The sequence below is a fragment of the Methylobacterium komagatae genome (genome assembly GCF_042661665.1).
In the GTDB taxonomy this organism is placed as follows: Bacteria; Pseudomonadota; Alphaproteobacteria; order Rhizobiales; family Beijerinckiaceae; genus Methylobacterium; species Methylobacterium komagatae.
The window spans coordinates 2,610,211-2,630,757 of the sequence record NZ_JBHSWN010000001.1; the positions used below are offsets into that span (position 1 = coordinate 2,610,211).

Below are 20,547 nucleotides of genomic sequence, written 5' to 3' on the forward strand. Positions count from 1 at the left end.
GCCCCTCACAGCTTCGTGCCGGCGGTGTCGCGGATCGCCGCGACGATGTTCGGATAGGCCGAGCAGCGGCAGATGTTGCCACTCATCCTCTCGCGGATCTCGGCTTCGCTCAGCGACGCCTTGCCCACGAGGTCGTCGGTGACGTGGCTTGGGAAACCGTCCTTCACCTCGTTCAGCATGCCGACCGCCGAGCAGATCTGCCCCGGCGTGCAGTAGCCGCACTGAAATCCATCATGCTGAATGAAGGCGGCCTGCATCGGATGCAGCGTGTCGCCCTCGGCCAAGCCCTCGATGGTGGTGATGTCGTCACCCTCGTGCATCGCTGCGAGGGTGAGGCAGGAATTGATCCGGCGGCCGTCCACGAGGACCGTGCAGGCGCCGCACTGCCCGTGATCGCAACCCTTCTTCGTTCCGGTGAGCGCGAGATGCTCGCGCAACGTATCGAGCAGCGTCGTGCGCGTATCGAGGGTGAGATCGTGAGCCTTGCCGTTGATGGTCAGGCGCACCGGCATGGTCTGGGGCGCGGGGTCACCGGGCGCGGGAGCCTCGGCACGGGCTTCCATCGGCCGAAAGCCGAGGCCGCCGATTCCGAGCGCACCGATGAGGGCGCACCCCTCCACGACGGCACGGCGCGTCGGAGCACCCGCCTTCCCCGGTGAGTGGTCAGTCATGCTGCGATCCCGTTGAGACAGGCCTGCGCGACCGCGCGGCAAAAATCCTGGTGCGCCGAAGTTCTGGAGCACCGGGGAAACGTCCCACCGCTCACGCTGGATCCGCTCAAAACTGCGCCCGATTCGCGCGGGGGTTGAAGCTCGGGCTGGCGCCGATGCTGCCTCCGCCACAGGTGAGGGACTTACCCCGATGCAGGAGAGGCCCCGGAATGGCATCCACCCCGACGCTCGCCCTGAACGACGGTCGCTCGATCCCGCAGGTCGGCTATGGCTGCTGGCAGATCGCGGAGGATCAGGCCCCCGCCCTCGTGACCCAGGCGATCAAGGCCGGGTACCGGCTGATCGACACCGCTGCCGCCTATGGCAACGAGGCGGGGGTCGGCCGGGGCATCAGGGAAGCAGGCGTACCGCGCGAAGAGATCTTCCTCACGACGAAGCTTTGGAACGACCGGCAGGGGCCCGAGGCCGCCAAGGCGTTCGAGGAAAGCCGCAAGAAGCTCGGGCTCGATTACGTCGACCTCTATCTGATCCATTGGCCCTGCCCGCAGCGCCGCCTGTTCGTGCAGACGTGGAAGGCGATGATCGCGCTTCGCGACGAAGGGAAGATCAAGTCGATCGGCGTCTCGAATTTCACCGACGAGCACCTGGCGACCCTGATCGGCGAGACCGGCGTGACGCCTTCGGTGAATCAGATCGAGCTTCACCCATCCTTCCAGCGGCGGCAGGCGCGGGCCTCGAACGCGGCTCGCGGTATCGTGACCGAGGCTTGGAGTCCTCTAGGCCAGGGCAAGCTCAACGATCCAGTGATTGCCGCCGTCGCGAAGGCGCACGGGAAAAGCCCGGCTCAAGTGGTGCTTCGATGGCACACGCAGATTGGCGATGTCGCCATTCCGAAGACCTCGAACCCCCAGCGGATCCTAGAGAATATCTCGATCTTCGACTTCACGTTGAGCGACGACGAGATGAAGAGGATTGAGGCCCTGGACGATCCGAACGGGCGCATCGGCCCCGATCCGGCGACGTTCTGCTGATTGGCGACAGCCTCATCCGCCCAAGGCGGGCCGCTATGCTGCGGCGCACCCTGACAAATGCGCCGCAAACAATTTATGCTCAAACCTAGCATATCTAGACAGAGGCTCTGGAGGCTCATAAGTTAGACGGCACAATGCTCAAAGTGAGCATAATTGGAGGACGCCATGACGGCGACCATCGCGCCCGTCTCCCGCATGCCGGGAGCCCTTCCGCTGCCAGACCTTTACGCGAAGGTCAGCCGCCACGTTCCGGCGATCGAATGGCCCGCGCTTGCGCCGGACATCGAAGCGATCCTGCGCCTGAAGCGCGAGAGGAACGCCGTCATCCTCGCGCACAACTATCAAGCGCCGGAGATCTTCCACACGGTGGCGGATATCGTCGGCGACAGCCTCGCTTTGGCGCGTGAGGCGGTGAATGTCGATGCGGACGTGATCGTCCTCGCGGGCGTCCACTTCATGGCGGAGACGGCCAAGCTTCTGAATCCGTCGAAGACGGTGCTGATCCCGGACATGGGCGCGGGCTGCTCATTGGCGGATTCGATCACGGCCGAGGACGTTCGCGCCCTGCGCCGGAAGTATCCCGGCGTGCCGGTGGTGACTTACGTGAACACCTCCGCTGCCGTGAAGGCCGAGTCCGATCTCTGCTGCACCAGCGGCAACGCCGTGCAGGTCGTGCGCTCGCTGAATGCGCCGCGCGTGCTGATGATCCCGGACGAGTTCCTGGCGCAGAACGTCCAGGCCGAAGTGCCGGAGGTCGAGATCCTGACCTGGGCCGGGCACTGCGAGGTGCACGAGCGCTTCACGCCCGCCGATATCCGCGACGTGCGCGAGAGCTATCCCGGGGTCACGGTTATCGCCCACCCGGAATGCCCGCCGGATGTCGTGGCCGAATCGGATTTCTCCGGCTCGACCGCGATGATGATGGATTTCGTCGTGGAGAAGCGGCCCGCGCAGGTGGTGCTCGTCACCGAATGCTCGATGGCCGACAATATTGCGGCGGCGAACCCGGATATCGAGTTCATCAAGCCCTGCAACATGTGCCCCCACATGAAGCGGATGAGCCTGCGCAATATCCGGCGCTCGCTCGAAACGATGACCCACGAGGTCACGGTGGATCCGGCCCTGGCCGACCGGGCGCGGGCCGCCGTGGAGCGCATGCTGGCGGTCAAGACGCGATGAACGCTCTCTCCCGCAACCCGGCCGACCGCGTGATCGTGGTCGGCGGCGGGGTCGCAGGCCTCAGCACGGCCCTGCGCCTCGCGCTGCGCCCGGTCACGCTGGTGACCGCAGCGCCACTCGGCTCCGGCACGGCGACCGGTTGGGCTCAGGGCGGCATTGCCGCCGCCATGGGCGAGGACGATTCGGCCGTCCTGCACGCGGCGGATACCGGAGCGGCGGGCGCCGGGCTCACCGAGCCGGACGTCGCCCTGCGCATCGCCGCCGAGGGGCCGCGCCTGATCGAATGGCTGGTGAGCCTCGGCGCGCCGTTCGACCGGACGATCGAGGGTGAGCTCGCTCTCGGTCTGGAGGCTGCCCATAGCCGCCGACGCATCGTGCGGGCGGGCGGCGATGCCACCGGCGCGCGGGTGCTTGAGACCCTTGTCGCGGCCGTGAAGGCCGCCCCGTGGATCGAGGTCGTGACGGCCGCCGTCACGGACCTGCTGCGGGACGAGCATGGGGCCGTCGCGGGCATTGTCGCCGAGAGCGATGGGGCGCGGTTCCGTATCCCGGCACGGGCCGTGGTGCTCGCCACGGGCGGGCTCGGCGGGCTCTATGCGTCCACCACCAACCCGCCCGGCGCCGCCGGGCGCGGCCTGGCACTGGCGGCGCGGGCGGGCGCTGTGTTGCGTGACATGGAGTTCGTGCAGTTCCACCCGACGGCCATTGCGGCCGGGCGCGATCCCATGCCGCTCGCCACCGAGGCCCTGCGCGGGGAGGGCGCCCGGCTCATCGACGAGACCGGCGCCGCCGTCATGGCGGGCATTGCCGGAGGTGACCTCGCCCCCCGTGATGTCGTCGCTCGCGGCATCTTCCAGGCGCTGCAGCGGGGCCGCACGGTGTATCTCGACACGCGCGGGGCGCTCGGCGCCGCGATGCCGACGCGCTTTCCCACCGTGGCCGCGCTCTGCGCCTCGGCGGGGATCGATCCGGCCATGCAGCCCATTCCGGTGCGCCCGGCGGCCCATTACCACATGGGCGGCGTGAAGGTGGATGCGCATGGCGCGTCCAGCGTGCCGGGTCTCTATGCCTGCGGCGAGGTTTCCTCGACCGGGCTGCACGGGGCGAACCGCCTCGCCAGCAACTCGCTCCTCGAAGGGCTGGCCTATGCCGGATTCATCGCGGATGGGCTCGATGCGCCGTCGCCGCGCCGGATCCTACCCGACGTGCCGACCTTGCGCGTCTCCTCCGATCTGCCCGCGATCCGCGCGCTCATGGAAACCCATGTCGGCGTGGTGCGGGAGGCAAAGGGCTTGAACGAGGCGGTCGAGACTCTCACCCCGCTCGCGCAGACCTGCGACGCCGCCCTCGTGGCCTCGCACATCGCGCGAAGCGCCCTGTCGCGTGAGGAGAGCCGCGGCGCTCACTGGCGCAGCGATCATCCCCATCAGGCGCCAGCCCGCCACACCGAGACGACGCCCACCGGCATCGCCGCGCCCGCGCTCGCAGAGTGAGACATCCCGTGACCGACATTCTCCCCTGCCGCGGCTCCTCGTGGAGCCGATCGTGCGCGCGGCCCTTGTCGAGGATCTCGGCCGGGCGGGCGACATCACCACCGATGCCATCGTCCCGCCCGGCGAGCGGATGCGCGGTGCCATCGCCGCCCGTCAGCCGGGGGTGATTTCCGGAACCGATGCGGCGGCCATCGCCTTCGCCTTGGTTGATCCTGAAGTGCGCGTGAGCGTCGAGCGGGGCGACGGTGCCCGCGTCGTCCCCGGCGATGTGGTGCTGCATCTTGATGGCCCCGCGCGGGCGATCCTCACGGCCGAGCGGGTGGCTCTGAACCTGCTCTGCCGCCTGTCCGGCGTCGCGACCGCCACGAACGGCCTGGTCGAGGCGGCGCGGCCGCACGGCAAGGCGTCTATCGCCTGCACCCGCAAGACGACGCCGGGCCTGCGTTCCCTGGAAAACACGCGGTGCGGGCCGGGGGTGGCTCGAACCACCGGTTCGGCCTCGATGACGCGGTGCTCATTAAGGACAACCACATCGCCGTGGCCGGTGGTGTGAGGCAGGCGATCGGGCGGGCGAAAGCCCGCGCCGGCCACCTCGTAAAGATCGAATGCGAAGTCGATACGCTCGATCAGCTGCGGGAGGCCCTGTCGGTCGGCGTCAATGCCGTGCTCCTCGACAATATGAGCCCGGCGACGCTTGCGGAGGCCGTGTCGATCATCGATGGCCGTGCCCTATCCGAGGCATCGGGGCGTATCACCGTCGAGACCGTGGGCGCGGTGGCAGCTTCCGGCGTCGATCTGATCTCGTGCGGCTGGATCACTCACTCAGCGGCCATCATCGACCTCGGCCTGGACGCGATTTGAGCCTTCTGTCTTCACTGCGAACGCATTGAAAACGGCCGCGCTCGCGCGCATATGCGCGGCGCTATTTCCTCAATTGAACCGGAGGTTCATTCCGTGAGCGAGACGATCGAGCGGCACGAATTCGGGGCAGAGGTAGGCCGCCTCCTCGACCTCGTGGTGCACGCGCTCTACTCCGACCGCGAAATCTTCCTGCGCGAGCTGGTCGCCAACGCCGCCGACGCCATGGACCGGCGCCGGTTCGAGGCGCTGACCAGCGAGTCGAGCGCCCTCCCGCCGGATGCGAAGGTCCGCATCGCCCCCGACAAGGAGGCGCGCACCCTCACCATCTCCGATGCGGGCATCGGCATGGCCAAGGATGACCTCGCGTCGAGCCTCGGCACCATCGCCCGCTCAGGCACCCGCGCCTTCTCGCAGACGCTCGAATCGGCCAAGGCCGAGGACCGGCCGAGCCTGATCGGCCAATTCGGCGTTGGGTTCTACTCGGCTTTCATGGTGGCCGACCGCGTGACCGTCACCTCCCGCAAGGTCGGATCGGACGAGGCCTGGACCTGGGCCTCCGAGGGCCAGGGCAGCTATACGCTGGAGCCCGGCACGCGTGCCGAGCCCGGCACCGACATCGTCCTCCACATCAAGGAGGACGCTGACGAGTATCTGGAGCCCTACCGGCTCGATCATCTCGTGCGGAAGTGGGCCGACTTCATCACCGTGCCGGTCGCCATCGTGCGCGACGGCAAGGACGAGGCGGCCAACCAGGGCACCGCCCTGTGGCGCAAGTCCAAATCCGAGATCACGGAAGAGCAGTACACCGAGTTTTACCATGCGCTCGGCATGAACTTCGACAAGCCTTGGGCCACGCTGCATTGGCGGGCTGAAGGGCAGCTCGAATTCTCGGCCCTGCTCTTCGTGCCGGGCTCGAAGCCGTTCCAGCCGATCGAGAACGAGCGCCAGAGCAAGGTGCGCCTGCATGTCCGGCGCATGTTCATCACCGATGAAGCCGAGTTGCTGCCGTCCTGGCTGCGCTTCGTGCAAGGCGTGGTCGACACCGAGGATCTGCCCCTCAACGTGTCCCGCGAGATGCTGCAATCGACCCCGGCACTCGCCCGCATCCGCAAGGCGGTGACTGGCCGGGTCATCACGGAGCTGAGCAATCGCGCCAAGAGGGGCGAGGATTACGAGGCGTTCTGGGAGAATTTCGGCCCTGTCCTGAAGGAAGGAATTTACGAGGATTTCGAGCGCCGCTCGGAGATCGCCCCTCTGCTGCGCTTCCGCTCCTCCGCCGTCGAGGGCTGGACGTCGCTGGCCGACTACGTGTCCCGGATGAAGGACGGTCAGGAGGCGATCTACTACCTCGTCGCCGACGATGCCGAGGCGCTGAAATCCTCCGCGCAACTCGAGGGTTTCCGCGCGCGCGGGCTCGAAGTGCTGCTCCTGTCCGATCATGTCGATGCGTTCTGGCCGGACCAGCTCGGCGCCTTCGAGGAGAAGAAGCTTCAATCGGTCACGAAGGGCGGCCTCGACCTGTCGAAGTTTGCCCCCGAGGGCGGAGAGGCCGACCCTGTCGAAGGGCTCGATGCCTTCGTGGCGGCAGTGAAGACGGCGCTGGCCGACGAGGTGGCCGATGTTCGCGTCACCGACCGGCTCGTCGACAGCGCGGTGGTGCTCTCGGCGGGCGGTGCCGGTCCCGACCTTCAGATGCAGCGGCTTCTGCGCCGGGCCGGTCGCGCCGGTGGGGCAGGCAAGCCGACGCTCGAGATCAACCCGCGCCACGCGCTCATACGCACCCTGTCGGTGGTGCCCGAATCACAGGTGCCGGAATCGGCCGGGATGCTTCTCGATCTCGCGCGGATTCAGGATGGCGACAGCCCCCGCGATCCCGCCGCCTTTGCCAGAAAGGTGGCTGCGGCCCTCGCACAGGCATCCCAAACACCAAAAGAGTGACGGCGCGCACCTGCCACGCCCCGCAATGATTGATCATTCGGAAACGTGGGGGTCATAACTTCGCCACCGGCCGGGGTCATCCCGGCCGGATGCGCGGGCGCGGTGGGGGCCGCAGGCGCAAACTCACTGGCATGGCGAGAAACCAGAAGTCTCGCCCATCGGACGCGGCATGAATCTCGTCGAGGCTGAAGCCGGCAATGGACAGGCTGTCGCGGCAACGCGCAGGCGCGTCCATGCCCATGCCTACCGCCATAGCGGTCGGGTCCGCCGCCTGCGGCGTGTGATCCCCGTGGTGGCGGGCGGCGCCACCGTGCTTCTGCTCGCCTATCTGTTCAACCCATTCTCGGCGAGCCTGCCCGGTGTCTCCGTCGGTCCCGTCACGCTGGCGGGCACCAAAGTGAAGATGGAAAATCCGCGCCTTTCCGGCTTCCGCAAGGGCGATCGCGCCTACGAGGTGACGGCCGAGGCAGCGATGCAGGATGTCCGCAAGCCGAGCCAGATCGAACTTCAGCAGATGCGCGGTCATATCGCGACCGATGACAAGGGTGGCATCGCCCGGCTCTCGGCGACATCGGGCCTGTTCGACAGCGCCCGAGAGGCGCTTGATCTGAAGGACAATATTCGCGTCTGGACCGACAAGGGCGAGGAGGCGCGGCTCAAGACGGCGGCCATCGCTTTTAAGACCGGCTCCATCGTTTCGAAGGAACCCGTGACCGTCACGACGCCCAAGGGCACCGTGGATGCGGACGGGCTCGACGTCGTGGAGAACGGCAAGGTCATCTCGTTCATCGGCAACGTGCGCGTCGTGATCAATTCCGAAGTCGCGGACCCGGCGAAGGGGGACAAGCTGAAGGGCCCGATTCTCACCTCGGATGCCGCGGCTGCGGAGCCCCGGCCATGAGCGTCGCTCGCTTTGGCGCGATCGGGCTGGCCCTCGGCCTCGTTCTCGTAGCCCCGGCTCATGCCGAGAAGGCGGCCAAGGGAGATTCCTCCTCGGCCTTCGGCAATATCGGCGGCAGCGGCAAGGAGCCGATCAAGATCGACGCCGACCGGCTCGACGTCTTCGACAAGGAAAACAAGGCGATCTTCGCCGGGAATGTCGTCGCGGTTCAAGGCGAGAGCACGATCCGCTGCACGACCATGACCGTCTATTACAAGCGTGGGAAAGACGCCGCCTCAAAAGACAAGTCCGGCGAGGGCGGCGATGACCAGGCCCCTAAGAACCCGGCCGAGAACGGTATCAAGAAAGTCGAGTGCGCCGGGCCGGTGACGGTGACTCAGAAGGATCAGGTTGCGACCGGCGACAACGCCGTGTTCGACCAAGATGCGAAGCGCATCGTGCTGACCGGCAACGTCGTGCTCAGCCAATGCCAGAACGTCACCCGTGGCCAGCGCCTCGTCTATGACATGGCGAGCGGCCGGGCGAACATGGACCCGGTGGCGGGCGGGCGCGTCTCGGCCATGTTCATGCCGGGCGAAAAGTCCGACGGGAAGGACACGAAAGCCAAGGGGTGTAGCGTCCCGCCGGCGAAGCCGCGGGCGCAAGCCAATTGAGCGACGCCGTGGCTCTTCAGGCCGAGCCGGGGGCGGCGGCGGCCCGCCCCTCGCTGCTCGGGCGGCTGTTCGGCCGTAAGCCCAAGCCGACCGCCACCGCGGCCGCCTCGGAGGAGGTATCGCCTTCTGAAGCAGTAGTAGAGGGCGGTCCTGGGATCCTCTGCGTGCGCGGCCTGCGCAAGAGCTATGGCGCGCGCACGGTCGTCCATGAGGCGGGACTGACGGTCCATACCGGTGAGGCGGTCGGGCTGCTTGGGCCCAACGGTGCGGGCAAGACCACGATCTTCTACATGATCACCGGCCTCGTCGCCGCCGACCGGGGCCAGATCACCCTCGACGGCCTGCCGATCACACATCTGCCGATGTACCAGCGGGCGCGGCTCGGCATCGGCTACCTGCCGCAGGAAGCGTCGATTTTCCGGGGCCTGTCCGTCGAGGACAACATCCGCGCTGTGCTGGAAGTGGCCGAGCCCGACCGGAAGGAGAGGGCGCGCAAGCTCGAATCCCTCCTGGAGGAGTTCGATATCGCCCGCCTGCGCAAATCGCCTTCCATCGCATTGTCGGGCGGTGAGCGGCGGCGCTGTGAGATCGCCCGCGCGCTCGCCTCCTCGCCGACCTTCATGCTGCTCGATGAGCCTTTCGCGGGCATCGATCCCATTGCGGTGGGCGATATCCAGGATCTGGTGAAGCATCTGAAGCAGCGCGGAATCGGCGTGCTCATCACCGATCACAATGTGCGCGAAACGCTCGGCCTAATCGACCGCGCCTACATCGCCCATTCGGGCCGTATCCTCACCGAGGGTACGCCCGAACAGATCGTGGCCGACCCGGAAGCGCGACGCCTGTATCTCGGCGAGGATTTCCGGCTCTAGTGCAGAGCGGGCGAGCCGAAGGCCGGAAGCCCGTTCCTCACCCCTTCCAGTTCTTCAGTGCCGCGAAGGGGCTATCCGAACCGGCAGGCTTCTCCGGGTTCAGCACCGGCTCCACCTGGGAAATGGCATCCGCCAGCGAGAAGGCCGAGCCACTTTGCAGGCGGCCGCCCGCCGCATCGCGATGGCCGCCGCCCCGGAACAGGCGAGCGCCGTCGAGGGCAGTGCCGTCCACCGAGCGGAACGAGAGCGTTCCCATGCGCTGCACGTTCACGACCCTCTTGGTCCGCCCGGCTTCCATGATCCGGTCCGAGACCCGCTGGAACATGCCGGAATCGAGACCGAAGGAGAGAAGCGTCCCGTCCTTCAACGGGCGGAACAGCGTATCCGAGCGGGCGAGCGCACGAGCGAGCCGCGAGCGCGTGGTCAGACCGGCATCGTCGTCGGGCTCGCTGGCGAGCAGGTCATCGACGATGCGCGTCCGGATCGCGACGGCATCCTGTTCGAGATGTGCCGGGCTTGCACCTTCGCGCAGCCGGGCGCCCGCCGCCATCAGCAGCGCCGAAACGAACCAGTCGTGCCAGGGATGGCCGGGCGGGATCAGACCCGTGGCGTTTTCCCAGAAGATTTCATCGAGGGCGATGCCGCCGGGGAAGGCGGGAGATTCCTTACGCCACAGGTCGAGGGCGTCGATGGCTGCGATCAACGCCGTCAGGTCCTCGGCCCGCTCCGGCTCGTGCGTGGCGAAGAGGGCGCGATGAGTCATCGTCATCGCCGTCGCGCAGGAATCCTCCTCGATCAGCAGCGTGATCTCAGAATCGTTAAACTCCGAGCGAGACAGGCCGGGCCGGTCGGCGACCGGCATGGGCTCCAGCCCCTGGCGAGCGAGCCTGCTCGACTGATGAGGCGTGGTGGTCGAGCACGACGAGGCGGTGCTTCTCGCTGTCCCGGCGGCGGTTCATGGTGGCGAACCGCTTGAGCCCGGCGATGGTCTGCTCCTCGAGGCCGAGATCGGTCATCAGAAGTGTTTCCGACTCCTGTGCCTTGCCGAGGCGCTTCACCTCCTCCTCGAAGACCGGCCCGACATCGCTGTAGCGCGGGACATGGATGACGCGCTCCACCTCGGCGCAGGCGGCGGCCACGGTCGAGGCGCCATAGCCGTCGAGGTCGTGATGGGTGATCTGGGTCAGGCGCACGCGCTCTCGGCTCCGGCTGCTTCAGGGGTCGCGCCGTCTGTACGCTGCCGGAACGCCGCAGGCGAGAGAAAGCCTGACGGTTCGGCTTTTCCGCCGAAGGTCGGCCGACCCAGGTAACGTTTCGTTAATCAAGTCCCTCCACCCGGCGGGCCGAGATCCCCGTCATGTTTCCGACCGTGTAAGACCCTGGTATATAACGACTTTGCTCCGAAGCCCAGTGATTTACCTTCGCGAAAAATTGGTTCGACGTGGCCGGAAGTGGCCAAATTGCTGCCCACTCCTCACAGCATTAACCTTTTGTTAAGGGGGCGATTGCGGTCAGGCCTCCGTCGTGAGAGCTTTCGTTAACGAGAGCTAAACGGTTGGGTCACGGCGATGCTGTTCGCGGCTTCCAAGATGCGGGATGCGGTTTCCACGCTGCGGCGTGGGCTCGCCGTTGTCGCCGTCGCCATCGTCGCGATGACGGGCGGGGCCGCCGCACAGACGCTGGCGAGCCTGCCGTCGTCTGATGTGGGAGCCAAGGTGCGCGGCGATGCCAAGCCGATCGCCGCCTGGACCACCTTCTGCCAGGATTACGCGGCTGAATGCGCCATCGACCGTAGCGAGCCGACCCGGATCACCCTGACCCCGGCGATCTGGAACACGATCACCGCCGTCAACAAGCGCATCAACAAGTCGGTCGAGCCGATGACCGACATGGATCATCTTCATGTTGCCGACCGCTGGGACCTCGCCGAGGACGGCATCGGCGATTGCGAGGATTTTCAGCTTCTGAAGCGCCATCTCCTGGCCGAAGCCGGATTGCCGCGCCGGGCCATGCGGATGACGGTCGTCATCGATGAGAAGGGTGAGGGCCACGCGGTCCTGACGCTCATCACCGATCGCGGTGACATCGTGCTGGACAACAAGACCAACGCGATCCTGCCCTGGCACCGCACCGGCTACGTCTTCATCAAGCGCGAGAGCCAGGATGCGATGGCCTGGGTGTCGCTCGGCGGCGCGACCTCGCCGGTCACCACCGCCAATCGTTAACGCAGGAAGGTCGGGGCGATCCACCAGCCCGGATGGGCGGCGCGCAGACGCTTGGCTGCCGCCACCGCCGCGTGACGATCTTCGAACAGGCCGAACACCGTCGCGCCCGAGCCCGACATGCGGGCGAGGCGGCTCTTCTGACCGCGCAGGGCCGAGAGGCATTCACCGATCACCGGGGCGACCGTCAGAGCCGGGCCTTCGAGATCGTTGCGGGCCGGGCCGAGCGCGGCAATCAACGTATCGCCCGTCTGGTCGGCTGGAATCTCAGGATGGTAGGCCCCCGGTAGGGTTTGCCCGACCGTCAGGCCGAGGGCCTTGAAGACCGGCGCGGTCGGGACCGGCACACCGGGATTGATCAACACCGCAGGCAGGGCAGGGAAGTTCAGGGCCGGGCCGACATCCTCACCCGCGCCGCGCATCATCCGCCCGCGCGGGTCGAGGCAGACCGGCACGTCGGCCCCCGTCTCGCGGGCGGCCTCCACCATCGCGGGATCATCGAGTCGCAGCCCATTGAGGCATGCGAGCAGGCGCAGGGCCGCCGCCGCGTCGGACGAGCCGCCGCCGATCCCCGCCGCCACCGGAAGGCGCTTCACGAGGTGGAAGGCACCGAGCTTCAGGCCGGGCACCTTCGCTTCTAGTTTCCGGGCTGCGCGGATCACGAGGTTGTCCGCATCGGGCCCCGCCGGGCCTGCGGTCGGTCCGCTGACCGTCAGGGAAAGCGTATCCCCGGCACGCAGGGTCAGGCGGTCCGCAGTGCCCGCGAAGGCGACGAGACTTTCGAGCACGTGATAGCCATCGGCCGGACGCCGCCCGAGGACGTGCAGCGTCAGGTTCACCTTGGCGGGCGCGCGATCTGTCAGGAGGGTCACGGAGAGTCCGCGGCTAGATGACGGGCGGGCTCGGGCCTACAGGCCGGGCCGGTCCGCGGCAAGGCGCGTCAGCCCAGCGGGTGCGCCCGGAAGGGCAGGAGGTCGCCGGGGCGGATCGCCTCGCAATCCTCATGGAGTTCGGCGAAGCCATCGCTGGCGGCCAAGCCGAACAGAGCGCCGTTCGGCGCTAAGCTGGCCACCGACAGGCCGTCGTCGCCCGGCCGGAGGCAAACGCGGAGGTACTCACGCCGCCCGAGCCGCTTCGTCATGGTGAAGCCGCTGCGCACCAATGGGAGGGGCGCTTCCTCCGCACCGCCGCCGAGCTGCGACAGGACAGGCAAAAGTATCGCGAGCGCGGTCACATAGGCGGCGCTTGGATTGCCCGGCAGGCCCACGAAGGGCGTGCCGGCGACGTCGCCGAAGGCCAGCGGGCGGCCCGGCTTGATGGCAAGGCGCCACAAAGCGATGCCGCCCGCCTGTCCCACGGCAGCGCGAACATGATCCTCCTCACCCACCGACACACCGCCGGAGGTGACGATCACATCGCAACCGGAGGCTGCTTCCGCGAGCCGTTCCCGGACGTTTACAGGATCGTCGCGCAGGATGCCGAGCGGGAGCGGAACCGCGCCCCAGCGCGCCAAAAGGGCGGCGAGCATCGGCCCGTTGGCATCGTGGATGCCGGAGGGCGCGAGTCCGTCACCGGTCGCCGTGACCTCATCGCCCGTCGAGAACAGCCCAACCCGCAGGCGATGCCGTACGGGGAGTTCGCGCAGTCCGAGGGCGGCGGCTAGGGCGATATCGCGAGCTCCCAGACGACGTCCAGCCGGGAGGGCGAGGCTTCCTGCCTTCACATCCTCGCCCTCGCGACGGCAATTGGCGCCTCGGGCCAGACCTCCGGGAAGCCGAACCGCGCCGCCTTCGACGCGGACATCCTCCTGCATCGCGACAGTGTCGGCACCAGGGGGCAGGGGGGCGCCGGTGAAGATGCGCACGGCGCTGCCCGGTGGAACCGCGGGAACAGGCGCCCCCGCCGGAACGCGAGCGGCGACCGGGAGCAGCCCACTCATCCCATCGTCGAGGCGGAACGCGTAGCCATCGACGGCGGAATTATCGAAAGGCGGCAGCGACAGCGGCGCAACCACGTCCTCCGCCAGGATGCGTCCCGGCGCGTTGCCCAAGACCACGCGTTCGACACCAGCCGAGACCGGCAGCCGCCCACGGATCAACGCGAGGGCATCGGCGACCCGCATCGGTGCAGGCTCGTTCGCAGGGGCGTCGCAGCTCCGAAGGCTCATGGCAGAGGGCTAAGGCGAGTTGGGACGCGTCGGTTCATCGTCGCTGTGAACCGTCACGGGATGCGGCATGCGCATGCGGGGATCAAGCCCGGCGCGGGTTTCGCCCGCTGCGAACGATCCCGTAGGCTCATGCCATGGAATCGCTTACGATCCTTCCGAGCCAGCGTCGGCACTTCGAACTGCCCACAGGCGTGAGCTACCTCGACGCCGCCGCGTGGTCGCCGTTGCCCCATACGGTGCGAGCGGCCGGTGAAGCCGGCATCCGGGCCAAGAGCGAGCCCTGGTCTCATCCACGAACGGCTTTCCCTCCGCAGACCGAGCGGGCGCGGTCACTGGCTGCGGCGCTGATCGGCGCCTGCCCGGACGACATCGCCGTCGTCGGCGCGGTGAGCCATGCGATGAGCATCGTCGCTCATCAGCTCGCGCCCGCGCCGGGCGGTCGCATCCTGCGTATCGCGGACGAGTTTCCCTCCCTCTGTCTGCCCTTTGACCGGCTGGCCGCGCGGAGCGGGCTGATCGTCGAGGTGGTCGAACGGCCTGCGGATGGTGGTTGGACGCCGGCGCTCCTCGCGGCCATCGCCCGACCGGGCGCGCCGCCGCTCTCCATCGCGACGCTGACGCCGCTGCACTGGACGGACGGCACGCTCATTGACCTCGACCACATCGCCCCCGCCGTCCACGCGGCAGGGGCCGTTCTCGTCATCGACGCGACTCAAGCGGTCGGCGCCGTGCCCGTCGATGTCACGCGCTGGCGACCGGATTACCTCGCCTTCCCGACCTACAAGTGGACCCTCGGCCCTTATGGGGTCGCCTTCCTCTACGCGGCACCCCACCGGCAGGATGGGCTGCCGCTCGATGAGCACAACGGCAACCGTCCCTCGGCCGTCGGAGCCCGGCGTTACGACAGGGGCGAACTACACGATCCCGTCGCTCTACCCATGGCGGCCGAGGGCCTGTCGCTCATTGCGGAATGGGGTGCGCCCGCCATCTCGCGTCGCCTGAAGGCACTCACCGACCGTCTGGCGGAAGGATGCGCGGCTCTGGGTCTGGAGGTCGCGCCTCCCTCTCTGAGGGTGCCGCACGTCCTCGGGGTGAAGCATCCGGGTGGGCTTCCGGAAGGCATCATCGCGAAACTCGCCGAGCGGCAGATCTTCGCCAGCGAGCGGGGAGGGGGCCTGCGATTCAGCCCTCACGTCTGGGTCGAGGAGGGCGATATCGATTCCTGCCTCGCCGCTCTCGCCGAGCTGTTCCCCGCCATCCACCACTAGGGCATGAGCCCCGCCGTTTTCTCGCGGATCACCCTGGCGCGGAGATGGGTGCGAGGCTACATAGTGGGGGCGGGGCTGCAGAGTTCGTCAGGAGCACTATCCCCGGGGCCTTATCGACTCCCTCGGGAGCTGTCCCTGGCCTCGTCCCTGGACCTGGCCAACACGGCGCCCACCTACTCTGTAGGTTTCCCGGGATCGATCCTCCAACGGCTCACGTGGCTCCGCACCCTGATCCTCATTCGCTGGCGGCCCGCAAGGCCGAGACCCGCCGCGCGGCCCTGGCCGCCCGCGATGCCCTCGACGCCGATGCCCGGCGGGAGGCCTGTTCCGCCATTGCCAGCAAGCTGCTGACAATCCCACCTCTTCTCGAGGCGCCACTGGTCGCTGGCTATTGGCCGATCCGCAGCGAGGTCGACCCCCGTCCGGTGATGACGGCGCTGGCGGCACGTGGCACCCGGCTCGCGCTGCCGCATGTCACGGCCGGCGGGCTCGTCTTCCGTGAGTGGAAGCCTGGCGATACGCTGGTGCGTGGCGGCTTCGGCTTAAGCGAGCCTGACCCCTCCCTGCCGGAAGTCGCGCCCGACGCGCTTCTCGTGCCGCTCGCCGCCTTTGACCGCGCGGGACGACGCCTCGGCTACGGGCGCGGCTATTACGACGGCGCCATTGCCCGGCTCTCGCAGGGTCGACCCCTGCTGACGATCGGTATCTGTTACGCGGCGCAGGAAGTGCCCGAAGTGCCTGTGGAGCCGCACGATAAGTCGCTCTCGGCCATCGTCACCGAAGACAGCCTACTCCAGTTCGAAGGTCCGAGCGTATGAGGCTCCTGTTCCTCGGCGACGTGGTGGGACGTCCCGGACGTTCGGTGGTGCTCGACCGTTTGCCCAATCTGCGTGAGCAATGGCGGCTCGATTGCGTGGTGATCAACGGCGAGAACGCGGCGGGCGGCTTCGGCATCTCGGAGGCGATCTGCGACGAGTTGATCGGCGCGGGTGCCGACGCGGTCACGCTGGGCAATCACAGCTTCGATCAGCGCGAGGCGCTGGTTTTCATTGGGCGGCAGGAGCGGCTGATCCGCCCGGCCAATTACCCGCCGGGGACGCCGGGCCGGGGCGCCACCATCGTGGAGACGCAGGCCGGCGCGCGGGTGCTGGTCGTCAACGTGATGGGTCGGGTTTTCCTCGATCCGATGGACGATCCCTTCGCGGCGGTGGAAAGGGAGATTTCCGCCTGTCCGCTCGGCGCGGCGGCGGACGCCATCGTGGTCGATGTCCACGCCGAAGCGACGAGCGAGAAGCAGGCGATCGGCCACTACCTCGATGGTCGGGTGAGCCTCGTCGTCGGCACCCATACGCACACGCCCACCGCCGACCATCGCATCCTGCCGGGCGGCACCGCCTACATGTCCGATGCGGGGATGTGCGGCGATTACGATTCGGTGATCGGCATGCAGAAGGACGAGCCGATCCGCCGGTTGATCCAGAAGACACCTGGCTCGCGGTGGGAAGTCGCTGGCGGGCCGGGGACATTGAGCGGGATCGCCATCGAGACGGGGGCGGATGGGCTCGCGATCAAGGTCGCCGCAATCCGCATCGGCCCCAACCTCGAAGAGAGCAGGCCGCATTTTTGGGAGTAGGCGCTCAGGCCTGACGCCCTTGTTAGCCGGGCGGAGAGGCGTACTATACCGGTAAGTGCCGTACCACACATGCCTGTGGCAGAGCGGCGGTCAACCGGGAGGACGTTCTCATGCTCACCAGCACGAGCCTCATTAAGTCGTCGTGGATCGCTGTCGAAGTCGGCCGGGAGCGTGCGGAGCGGGTCCTCGTGGTCGAGACCTATATCGCGGTGAGCCCGCTGGAGCCGAATTTTGATCCGGTTCAGTACGACAAGGTCGTGACCTGCGTTCGCAAGGTGCTGGAGCGACATTCCGATATCGACCGCGCCTCGATCCTCAGCATGCATCGCGGCTCGGGCTGCACCGCCTTGTTCCAGGATCGCCCGCTCGAAGCCGCCCGCCCGGCTGCCTGAACGATCCTCGCTCAAGAATACCGATGTCCGATGGCCCGGGGCTCGCCGCTTCGGGCCATTTTGCGTGCTGGCCTGTCATTGACCCGTCATTAGAGCTGTTCTAATTAAGAACTACGGGCGGGGTCGACGTGCTGCCGCCGCAAGCTTTGAGGAGAACGAGCATGGCCGGTACCGCGAACGCGTCCTGCGAGAGCTGCCGCTTCTACGACGAGCACAAGGGCAACGGCGCTGCTCTGAAGGCCGATGAAGGCCTTTGCCGCTTCAACCCGCCGATCAGCCAGCCGGGTCCCGATTCCAAGGGTCTATGGCCGGTCGTCGCCACCCAGGATTGGTGCGGCCACTTCACCGCCGAGATGACCGCCGCGGAGTGATCCGGCGTAACTCATGAGAGTTTCGGAGGGGCTGGTGCCATGCACCGGCCCCTTCGTTTTTCCGGCACCAATGCATCCGACGCAAAAGGCGGTGTTCGAAGGGCGCGCTGTCATCATCCGGCCACCATCGGGCGTGAGACGGCTCACGGCAGCATCGGTGCCGCCCGTCGGGAGTGGCATGAGGCCCGTCGACGAAGGCAGGGCCTGGTCACGGCCTGCGGCGCGCGATGGAGGAGAGTTCAGGGATGATGTTTCGCTTGCTCGGTCGCCGCGCTGCGCCGCTGGCGCTGTTCGCGCTCGCGGCCCTCGCTGGTCCGGCCCGCGCCGCTACACCGACCGACCCCAGCGGCACCTACCTCACCGAGGATGGGCGCGCCCGCGTCCGCCTGGAGAAGTGCGGTGCCGCCAACGATAAGCTGTGCGGCTACGTCGTGTGGCTGAAGGTTCCGTTGAACGACAAGGGTGAGCCCCGGACCGACTTCAAGAACCCCGATCCCAAGAAGCAGGCCCGGCCCTCGCTCGGCCACCAGCTCATCATGGGTTTGAAGCCCAATGACGAGGCCCGCTACGAGGGGCAGATCTACAATTCCGAGGACGGCAAGTTCTACAAGGTGACGATCTGGACGGAGACGCCCGGCGAGTTGACCGTGAAGGGCTGCCTGATCGCCTTCCTCTGCAAGTCGCAGACATGGAACAAGGTGACGGATCTCGTCGCCGGCCAGCTCGGTGGCCCGACCAACGGCCCCAATGGCCCGCGCACCGATCCGGAATACATGCCGAAGCCCGCCGCGACGACCGCGCAGAAGCCGTCGGCAAAGGCGCCCGCCAAGCCCGCGACCGGCAGCGCCGCGCCGCACGCTCCGGCGGCTCAGGCTCCCGCTGCCGACGAGTAGTTTGGCTTAGAGGCTCACGAAAAAGGGCTGCCCCTCGGGGCAGCCCTTTTTCGTTTCGGAGGCGTTCGGCCGGTCAGTCCCGGTCGAGGGAGAGATCCGGCGCCTCGGGATTCTTCATGCCGACGACGTGGTAGCCTGCATCGACATGCAGGATCTCGCCGGTCATGCCAGCGGCCATGCCGGAGATGAGGTAGGCCGCAGTCTCGCCGACTTCGCCGATCGTCACCGTACGGCGCAGCGGGGCGTTGTACTCGTTCCACTTCAATATGTAGCGGAAGTCGCCGATGCCCGAGGCGGCGAGCGTCTTGATCGGCCCGGCCGAGATCGCGTTGACCCGGATGTCCTTCGGGCCCAGATCGGCGGCGAGGTAGCGGACGGACGCTTCGAGGGCCGCCTTGGCCACGCCCATCACGTTGTAATGGGGCATCCACTTCTCGGCGCCGTAATAGGTCAGCGTCAACAGCGAGCCACCCGGCCGCATGATCTTCTCCGCCCGCTGCGCCACCGCCGTGAACGAATAGCAGGAGATCAGAAGAGACTTGGTGAAGTTCTCCTCGGAGGTTTCGAGGTAGCGCCCCGTCGAGCTCGTCCTTGTCGGAGAAGGCGATGCAGTGGACGACGAAATCGATTCCCTCCGGGAAGATCCGCGCCGCCTCAGCGAACACGGCATCGATGGAGGCCGCATCCGTGACGTCGCAATGGCCGATGACTTGAGCGTCGAGCTCCTTGGCTAGCGGCTCCACGCGCTTGCGCAGGGCATCGCCCTGATAGGTGAAGGCCAGCTCGGCGCCGTGGGCGCGGGCGCTCTTGGCGATACCCCAGGCGATCGACCGGTTGTTAGCAACCCCGAGGACAATCCCCCGTTTGCCCGCCAGAATCCCGTGCCCGTGTTCCGCCATGACGCTTCCCGGTGTAACGCGGCGCCGGTAGCGCCGGGGGTTCCCTTACCGGAGGCGCGTCGAGGACGGAAGTCCGGCCCGCGGGTGTGCAGGCCGGAAAGCGACCTCAGCCGACGCGGGCGGCCCGGCGGGCGCGGGCGAATTCGGCCAATGCCTCGTCATCGCCTGCGGGAAGGACGATGGCCGTGACGGCGAAGAGGTCGCCGCGCGTCCCGTCCTTCTTGGGCAGACCCTTGCCGCGCAGGCGGAAAGTGCGGCCCGAACTCGTCATAGGCGGCATCTTCATCTCGACCGCCCCGGTCAGGGTCGGCACGCGGATCGTCCCGCCGAGGATTGCATCGTCGAGGGGGACCTCGACACTGGCCCGCAGGTCGGCACCCTCGACCTTGAAGCGTGGATGCGGCTGGATGCGGATCGTGAGCAGCGCGTCGCCCGGCTCCGTGCGCATGCCGCCCGGATGACCGAGGCCGCGCAGGCGGATCGTCTGCCCGTCCACGACGCCCTTCGGGATCATCACATCGACCTCGCGACCGGTCGGAAGGTTGAGGCGCAGCTTCTCCTCGCCGCCGACCTGCTCCAGCGTCACGATCAGTTCAGCGGCGACATCCTCGCCCTTGGCGGCCTGACGGGCGCCGGGCCCTGCACCGCCGGCGCGAAAGGCCTCCCCGAAGATGTGCGAGAAGATATCCTCGCCCATGCCGCCACCGGGCCCGCCGCGTCCGCCGCGAGCCATGGATTCGAAGTCGAAGCCACGGGCACCGCCGCCGCCACCGCCGAAGCCGCCGAACCCCTCGAAGCCGGTCGCGCGCGGGCGACCGTCGGCGTCGATCTCGCCGCGGTCGAACTGCTTGCGCTTGTCGGCATCGCCCAGGATCTCGTAGGCCGAGTTCACTTCCGAGAAGCGATCCTTGGCTTTGGCGTCGGTCTTGTTGCGGTCGGGGTGGAATTCCTTGGCGAGCTTGCGATAGGCCTTCTTGATGTCGGCCTCGCTCGCAGCCTTGGGCACGCCCAGAACGTCGTATGGGTTGCGCATCGGTCGTAAGTAGCTTTCGGCGAAGCGGGAGTGGCTTCCATGTGGGAGCTCTGTTGCATCTCTGCAACGG

Annotated in this window: 18 protein-coding genes, 1 other RNA gene and 3 pseudogenes; 16 read left to right on the plus strand and 6 right to left on the minus strand. The window is 67.5% G+C overall.

The features are described from left to right. Positions 1-5 precede the first annotated feature (5 nt). Positions 6-671 (minus strand): aldehyde dehydrogenase iron-sulfur subunit PaoA, encoded by a 666-nt coding sequence (paoA, locus tag ACFQE0_RS12750; protein WP_378970114.1) that lies wholly within the window; start codon positions 669-671, stop codon positions 6-8. Between the two features lie 209 nt (positions 672-880). On the opposite strand from paoA, the gene ACFQE0_RS12755 reads away from it, so the two are divergent. The 8 genes and pseudogenes from ACFQE0_RS12755 (at position 881) to lptB (ending at position 9,599) form a co-directional block, all read left to right on the plus strand. Then, positions 881-1,702: an aldo/keto reductase gene (locus ACFQE0_RS12755; RefSeq protein WP_378970116.1), complete on the plus strand. Its 822-nt coding sequence runs from the start codon at positions 881-883 to the stop codon at positions 1,700-1,702. 165 nt (positions 1,703-1,867) lie between these two features. Next, positions 1,868-2,881, plus strand: coding sequence for a quinolinate synthase NadA (nadA, locus tag ACFQE0_RS12760; protein WP_378970118.1), 1,014 nt, complete (start codon positions 1,868-1,870; stop codon positions 2,879-2,881). Continuing rightward, positions 2,878-4,374 carry an L-aspartate oxidase gene (locus tag ACFQE0_RS12765; protein ID WP_378970120.1) on the plus strand — a complete coding sequence of 499 codons (1,497 nt, stop codon included), beginning with the start codon at positions 2,878-2,880 and terminating at the stop codon, positions 4,372-4,374. Before nadA ends, ACFQE0_RS12765 begins: the two co-directional genes overlap by 4 nt. A gap of 25 nt (positions 4,375-4,399) precedes the next feature. Continuing rightward, a pseudogene (nadC, locus tag ACFQE0_RS12770) lies at positions 4,400-5,235 on the plus strand (carboxylating nicotinate-nucleotide diphosphorylase). A 93-nt stretch (positions 5,236-5,328) separates the two neighbouring features. Beyond that, positions 5,329-7,173 carry a molecular chaperone HtpG gene (gene htpG / locus ACFQE0_RS12775; RefSeq protein WP_378970122.1) on the plus strand — a complete coding sequence of 615 codons (1,845 nt, stop codon included), beginning with the start codon at positions 5,329-5,331 and terminating at the stop codon, positions 7,171-7,173. Positions 7,174-7,342: 169 nt separating this feature from the next. Next, on the plus strand, positions 7,343-8,074 hold the full coding sequence (lptC, locus tag ACFQE0_RS12780) for an LPS export ABC transporter periplasmic protein LptC (RefSeq protein WP_378970124.1): 732 nt from the start codon (positions 7,343-7,345) through the stop codon (positions 8,072-8,074). Next, a complete protein-coding gene (locus ACFQE0_RS12785; RefSeq protein WP_378970126.1) occupies positions 8,071-8,727 on the plus strand; it encodes an LptA/OstA family protein in 657 nt (218 codons plus the stop codon). Before lptC ends, ACFQE0_RS12785 begins: the two co-directional genes overlap by 4 nt. Further along, on the plus strand, positions 8,724-9,599 hold the full coding sequence (gene lptB, locus ACFQE0_RS12790; protein WP_378970128.1) for an LPS export ABC transporter ATP-binding protein: 876 nt from the start codon (positions 8,724-8,726) through the stop codon (positions 9,597-9,599). The genes ACFQE0_RS12785 and lptB overlap by 4 nt, the downstream gene beginning before the upstream one ends. 37 nt (positions 9,600-9,636) lie before the next feature. Here lptB and ACFQE0_RS12795 read toward each other — a convergent pair. Further along, a pseudogene (locus tag ACFQE0_RS12795) lies at positions 9,637-10,792 on the minus strand (dimethylmenaquinone methyltransferase). Positions 10,793-11,251: 459 nt separating this feature from the next. Between ACFQE0_RS12795 and ACFQE0_RS12800 the strand changes: the two are divergent. Then, positions 11,252-11,824 carry a transglutaminase-like cysteine peptidase gene (locus tag ACFQE0_RS12800; protein WP_378975458.1) on the plus strand — a complete coding sequence of 191 codons (573 nt, stop codon included), beginning with the start codon at positions 11,252-11,254 and terminating at the stop codon, positions 11,822-11,824. Here the strand turns inward: ACFQE0_RS12800 and ACFQE0_RS12805 are convergent. Both ACFQE0_RS12805 and ACFQE0_RS12810 read right to left on the minus strand, forming a co-directional pair. Continuing rightward, positions 11,821-12,693, minus strand: a complete 873-nt coding sequence (locus ACFQE0_RS12805) for a 4-(cytidine 5'-diphospho)-2-C-methyl-D-erythritol kinase (RefSeq protein ID WP_378970130.1) — start codon at positions 12,691-12,693, stop codon at positions 11,821-11,823. The genes ACFQE0_RS12800 and ACFQE0_RS12805 overlap by 4 nt on opposite strands. Before the next feature lie 68 nt (positions 12,694-12,761). Next, entirely contained in the window at positions 12,762-13,988 is a 1,227-nt protein-coding gene (locus tag ACFQE0_RS12810; protein WP_378970132.1) for a molybdopterin molybdotransferase MoeA, read from the minus strand. A gap of 134 nt (positions 13,989-14,122) precedes the next feature. On the opposite strand from ACFQE0_RS12810, the gene ACFQE0_RS12815 reads away from it, so the two are divergent. From ACFQE0_RS12815 to ACFQE0_RS12845, 7 genes are all read left to right on the plus strand, one after another. After that, on the plus strand, positions 14,123-15,256 hold the full coding sequence (locus ACFQE0_RS12815; protein ID WP_378970134.1) for an aminotransferase class V-fold PLP-dependent enzyme: 1,134 nt from the start codon (positions 14,123-14,125) through the stop codon (positions 15,254-15,256). A gap of 69 nt (positions 15,257-15,325) precedes the next feature. Beyond that, a non-coding RNA gene (gene ssrS, locus ACFQE0_RS12820) (6S RNA) lies at positions 15,326-15,482 on the plus strand. Then, a complete protein-coding gene (locus tag ACFQE0_RS12825; RefSeq protein WP_378970136.1) occupies positions 15,472-16,074 on the plus strand; it encodes a 5-formyltetrahydrofolate cyclo-ligase in 603 nt (200 codons plus the stop codon). Before ssrS ends, ACFQE0_RS12825 begins: the two co-directional genes overlap by 11 nt. Further along, the gene (locus tag ACFQE0_RS12830; RefSeq protein WP_378970138.1) at positions 16,071-16,889 is read left to right on the plus strand and encodes a TIGR00282 family metallophosphoesterase; all 819 of its coding nucleotides are present in this window, start codon (positions 16,071-16,073) and stop codon (positions 16,887-16,889) included. Before ACFQE0_RS12825 ends, ACFQE0_RS12830 begins: the two co-directional genes overlap by 4 nt. Before the next feature lie 110 nt (positions 16,890-16,999). Beyond that, on the plus strand, positions 17,000-17,281 hold the full coding sequence (locus tag ACFQE0_RS12835) for a hypothetical protein (protein WP_378970140.1): 282 nt from the start codon (positions 17,000-17,002) through the stop codon (positions 17,279-17,281). A gap of 161 nt (positions 17,282-17,442) precedes the next feature. Next, a complete protein-coding gene (locus tag ACFQE0_RS12840; protein ID WP_378970142.1) occupies positions 17,443-17,652 on the plus strand; it encodes a hypothetical protein in 210 nt (69 codons plus the stop codon). Positions 17,653-17,897: 245 nt separating this feature from the next. After that, the gene (locus ACFQE0_RS12845; RefSeq protein WP_378970144.1) at positions 17,898-18,545 is read left to right on the plus strand and encodes a DUF2147 domain-containing protein; all 648 of its coding nucleotides are present in this window, start codon (positions 17,898-17,900) and stop codon (positions 18,543-18,545) included. 73 nt (positions 18,546-18,618) lie between these two features. Here ACFQE0_RS12845 and fabI read toward each other — a convergent pair. Together fabI and ACFQE0_RS12855 are read right to left on the minus strand one after the other, a co-directional pair. Next, positions 18,619-19,444, minus strand: a pseudogene (gene fabI / locus ACFQE0_RS12850) (enoyl-ACP reductase FabI). A 106-nt stretch (positions 19,445-19,550) separates the two neighbouring features. Further along, on the minus strand, positions 19,551-20,477 hold the full coding sequence (locus ACFQE0_RS12855) for a DnaJ C-terminal domain-containing protein (protein WP_378970146.1): 927 nt from the start codon (positions 20,475-20,477) through the stop codon (positions 19,551-19,553). Between the last annotated feature and the right edge of the window lie 70 nt (positions 20,478-20,547).

Bases quoted from the DNA above. Each gene is read 5' to 3' on its own strand.
- paoA (WP_378970114.1), bottom strand. From the start codon at position 671: ATGACTGACCACTCACCGGGGAAGGCGGGTGCTCCGACGCGCCGTGCC.
- ACFQE0_RS12755 (WP_378970116.1), top strand. From the start codon at position 881: ATGGCATCCACCCCGACGCTCGCCCTGAACGACGGTCGCTCGATCCCG.
- nadA (WP_378970118.1), top strand. From the start codon at position 1,868: ATGACGGCGACCATCGCGCCCGTCTCCCGCATGCCGGGAGCCCTTCCG.
- ACFQE0_RS12765 (WP_378970120.1), top strand. From the start codon at position 2,878: ATGAACGCTCTCTCCCGCAACCCGGCCGACCGCGTGATCGTGGTCGGC.
- lptC (WP_378970124.1), top strand. From the start codon at position 7,343: ATGAATCTCGTCGAGGCTGAAGCCGGCAATGGACAGGCTGTCGCGGCA.
- ACFQE0_RS12785 (WP_378970126.1), top strand. From the start codon at position 8,071: ATGAGCGTCGCTCGCTTTGGCGCGATCGGGCTGGCCCTCGGCCTCGTT.
- ACFQE0_RS12800 (WP_378975458.1), top strand. From the start codon at position 11,252: ATGACGGGCGGGGCCGCCGCACAGACGCTGGCGAGCCTGCCGTCGTCT.
- ACFQE0_RS12810 (WP_378970132.1), bottom strand. From the start codon at position 13,988: ATGAGCCTTCGGAGCTGCGACGCCCCTGCGAACGAGCCTGCACCGATG.
- ACFQE0_RS12815 (WP_378970134.1), top strand. From the start codon at position 14,123: ATGGAATCGCTTACGATCCTTCCGAGCCAGCGTCGGCACTTCGAACTG.
- ACFQE0_RS12830 (WP_378970138.1), top strand. From the start codon at position 16,071: ATGAGGCTCCTGTTCCTCGGCGACGTGGTGGGACGTCCCGGACGTTCG.
- ACFQE0_RS12835 (WP_378970140.1), top strand. From the start codon at position 17,000: ATGCTCACCAGCACGAGCCTCATTAAGTCGTCGTGGATCGCTGTCGAA.
- ACFQE0_RS12840 (WP_378970142.1), top strand. From the start codon at position 17,443: ATGGCCGGTACCGCGAACGCGTCCTGCGAGAGCTGCCGCTTCTACGAC.
- ACFQE0_RS12845 (WP_378970144.1), top strand. From the start codon at position 17,898: ATGATGTTTCGCTTGCTCGGTCGCCGCGCTGCGCCGCTGGCGCTGTTC.
- ACFQE0_RS12855 (WP_378970146.1), bottom strand. From the start codon at position 20,477: ATGCGCAACCCATACGACGTTCTGGGCGTGCCCAAGGCTGCGAGCGAG.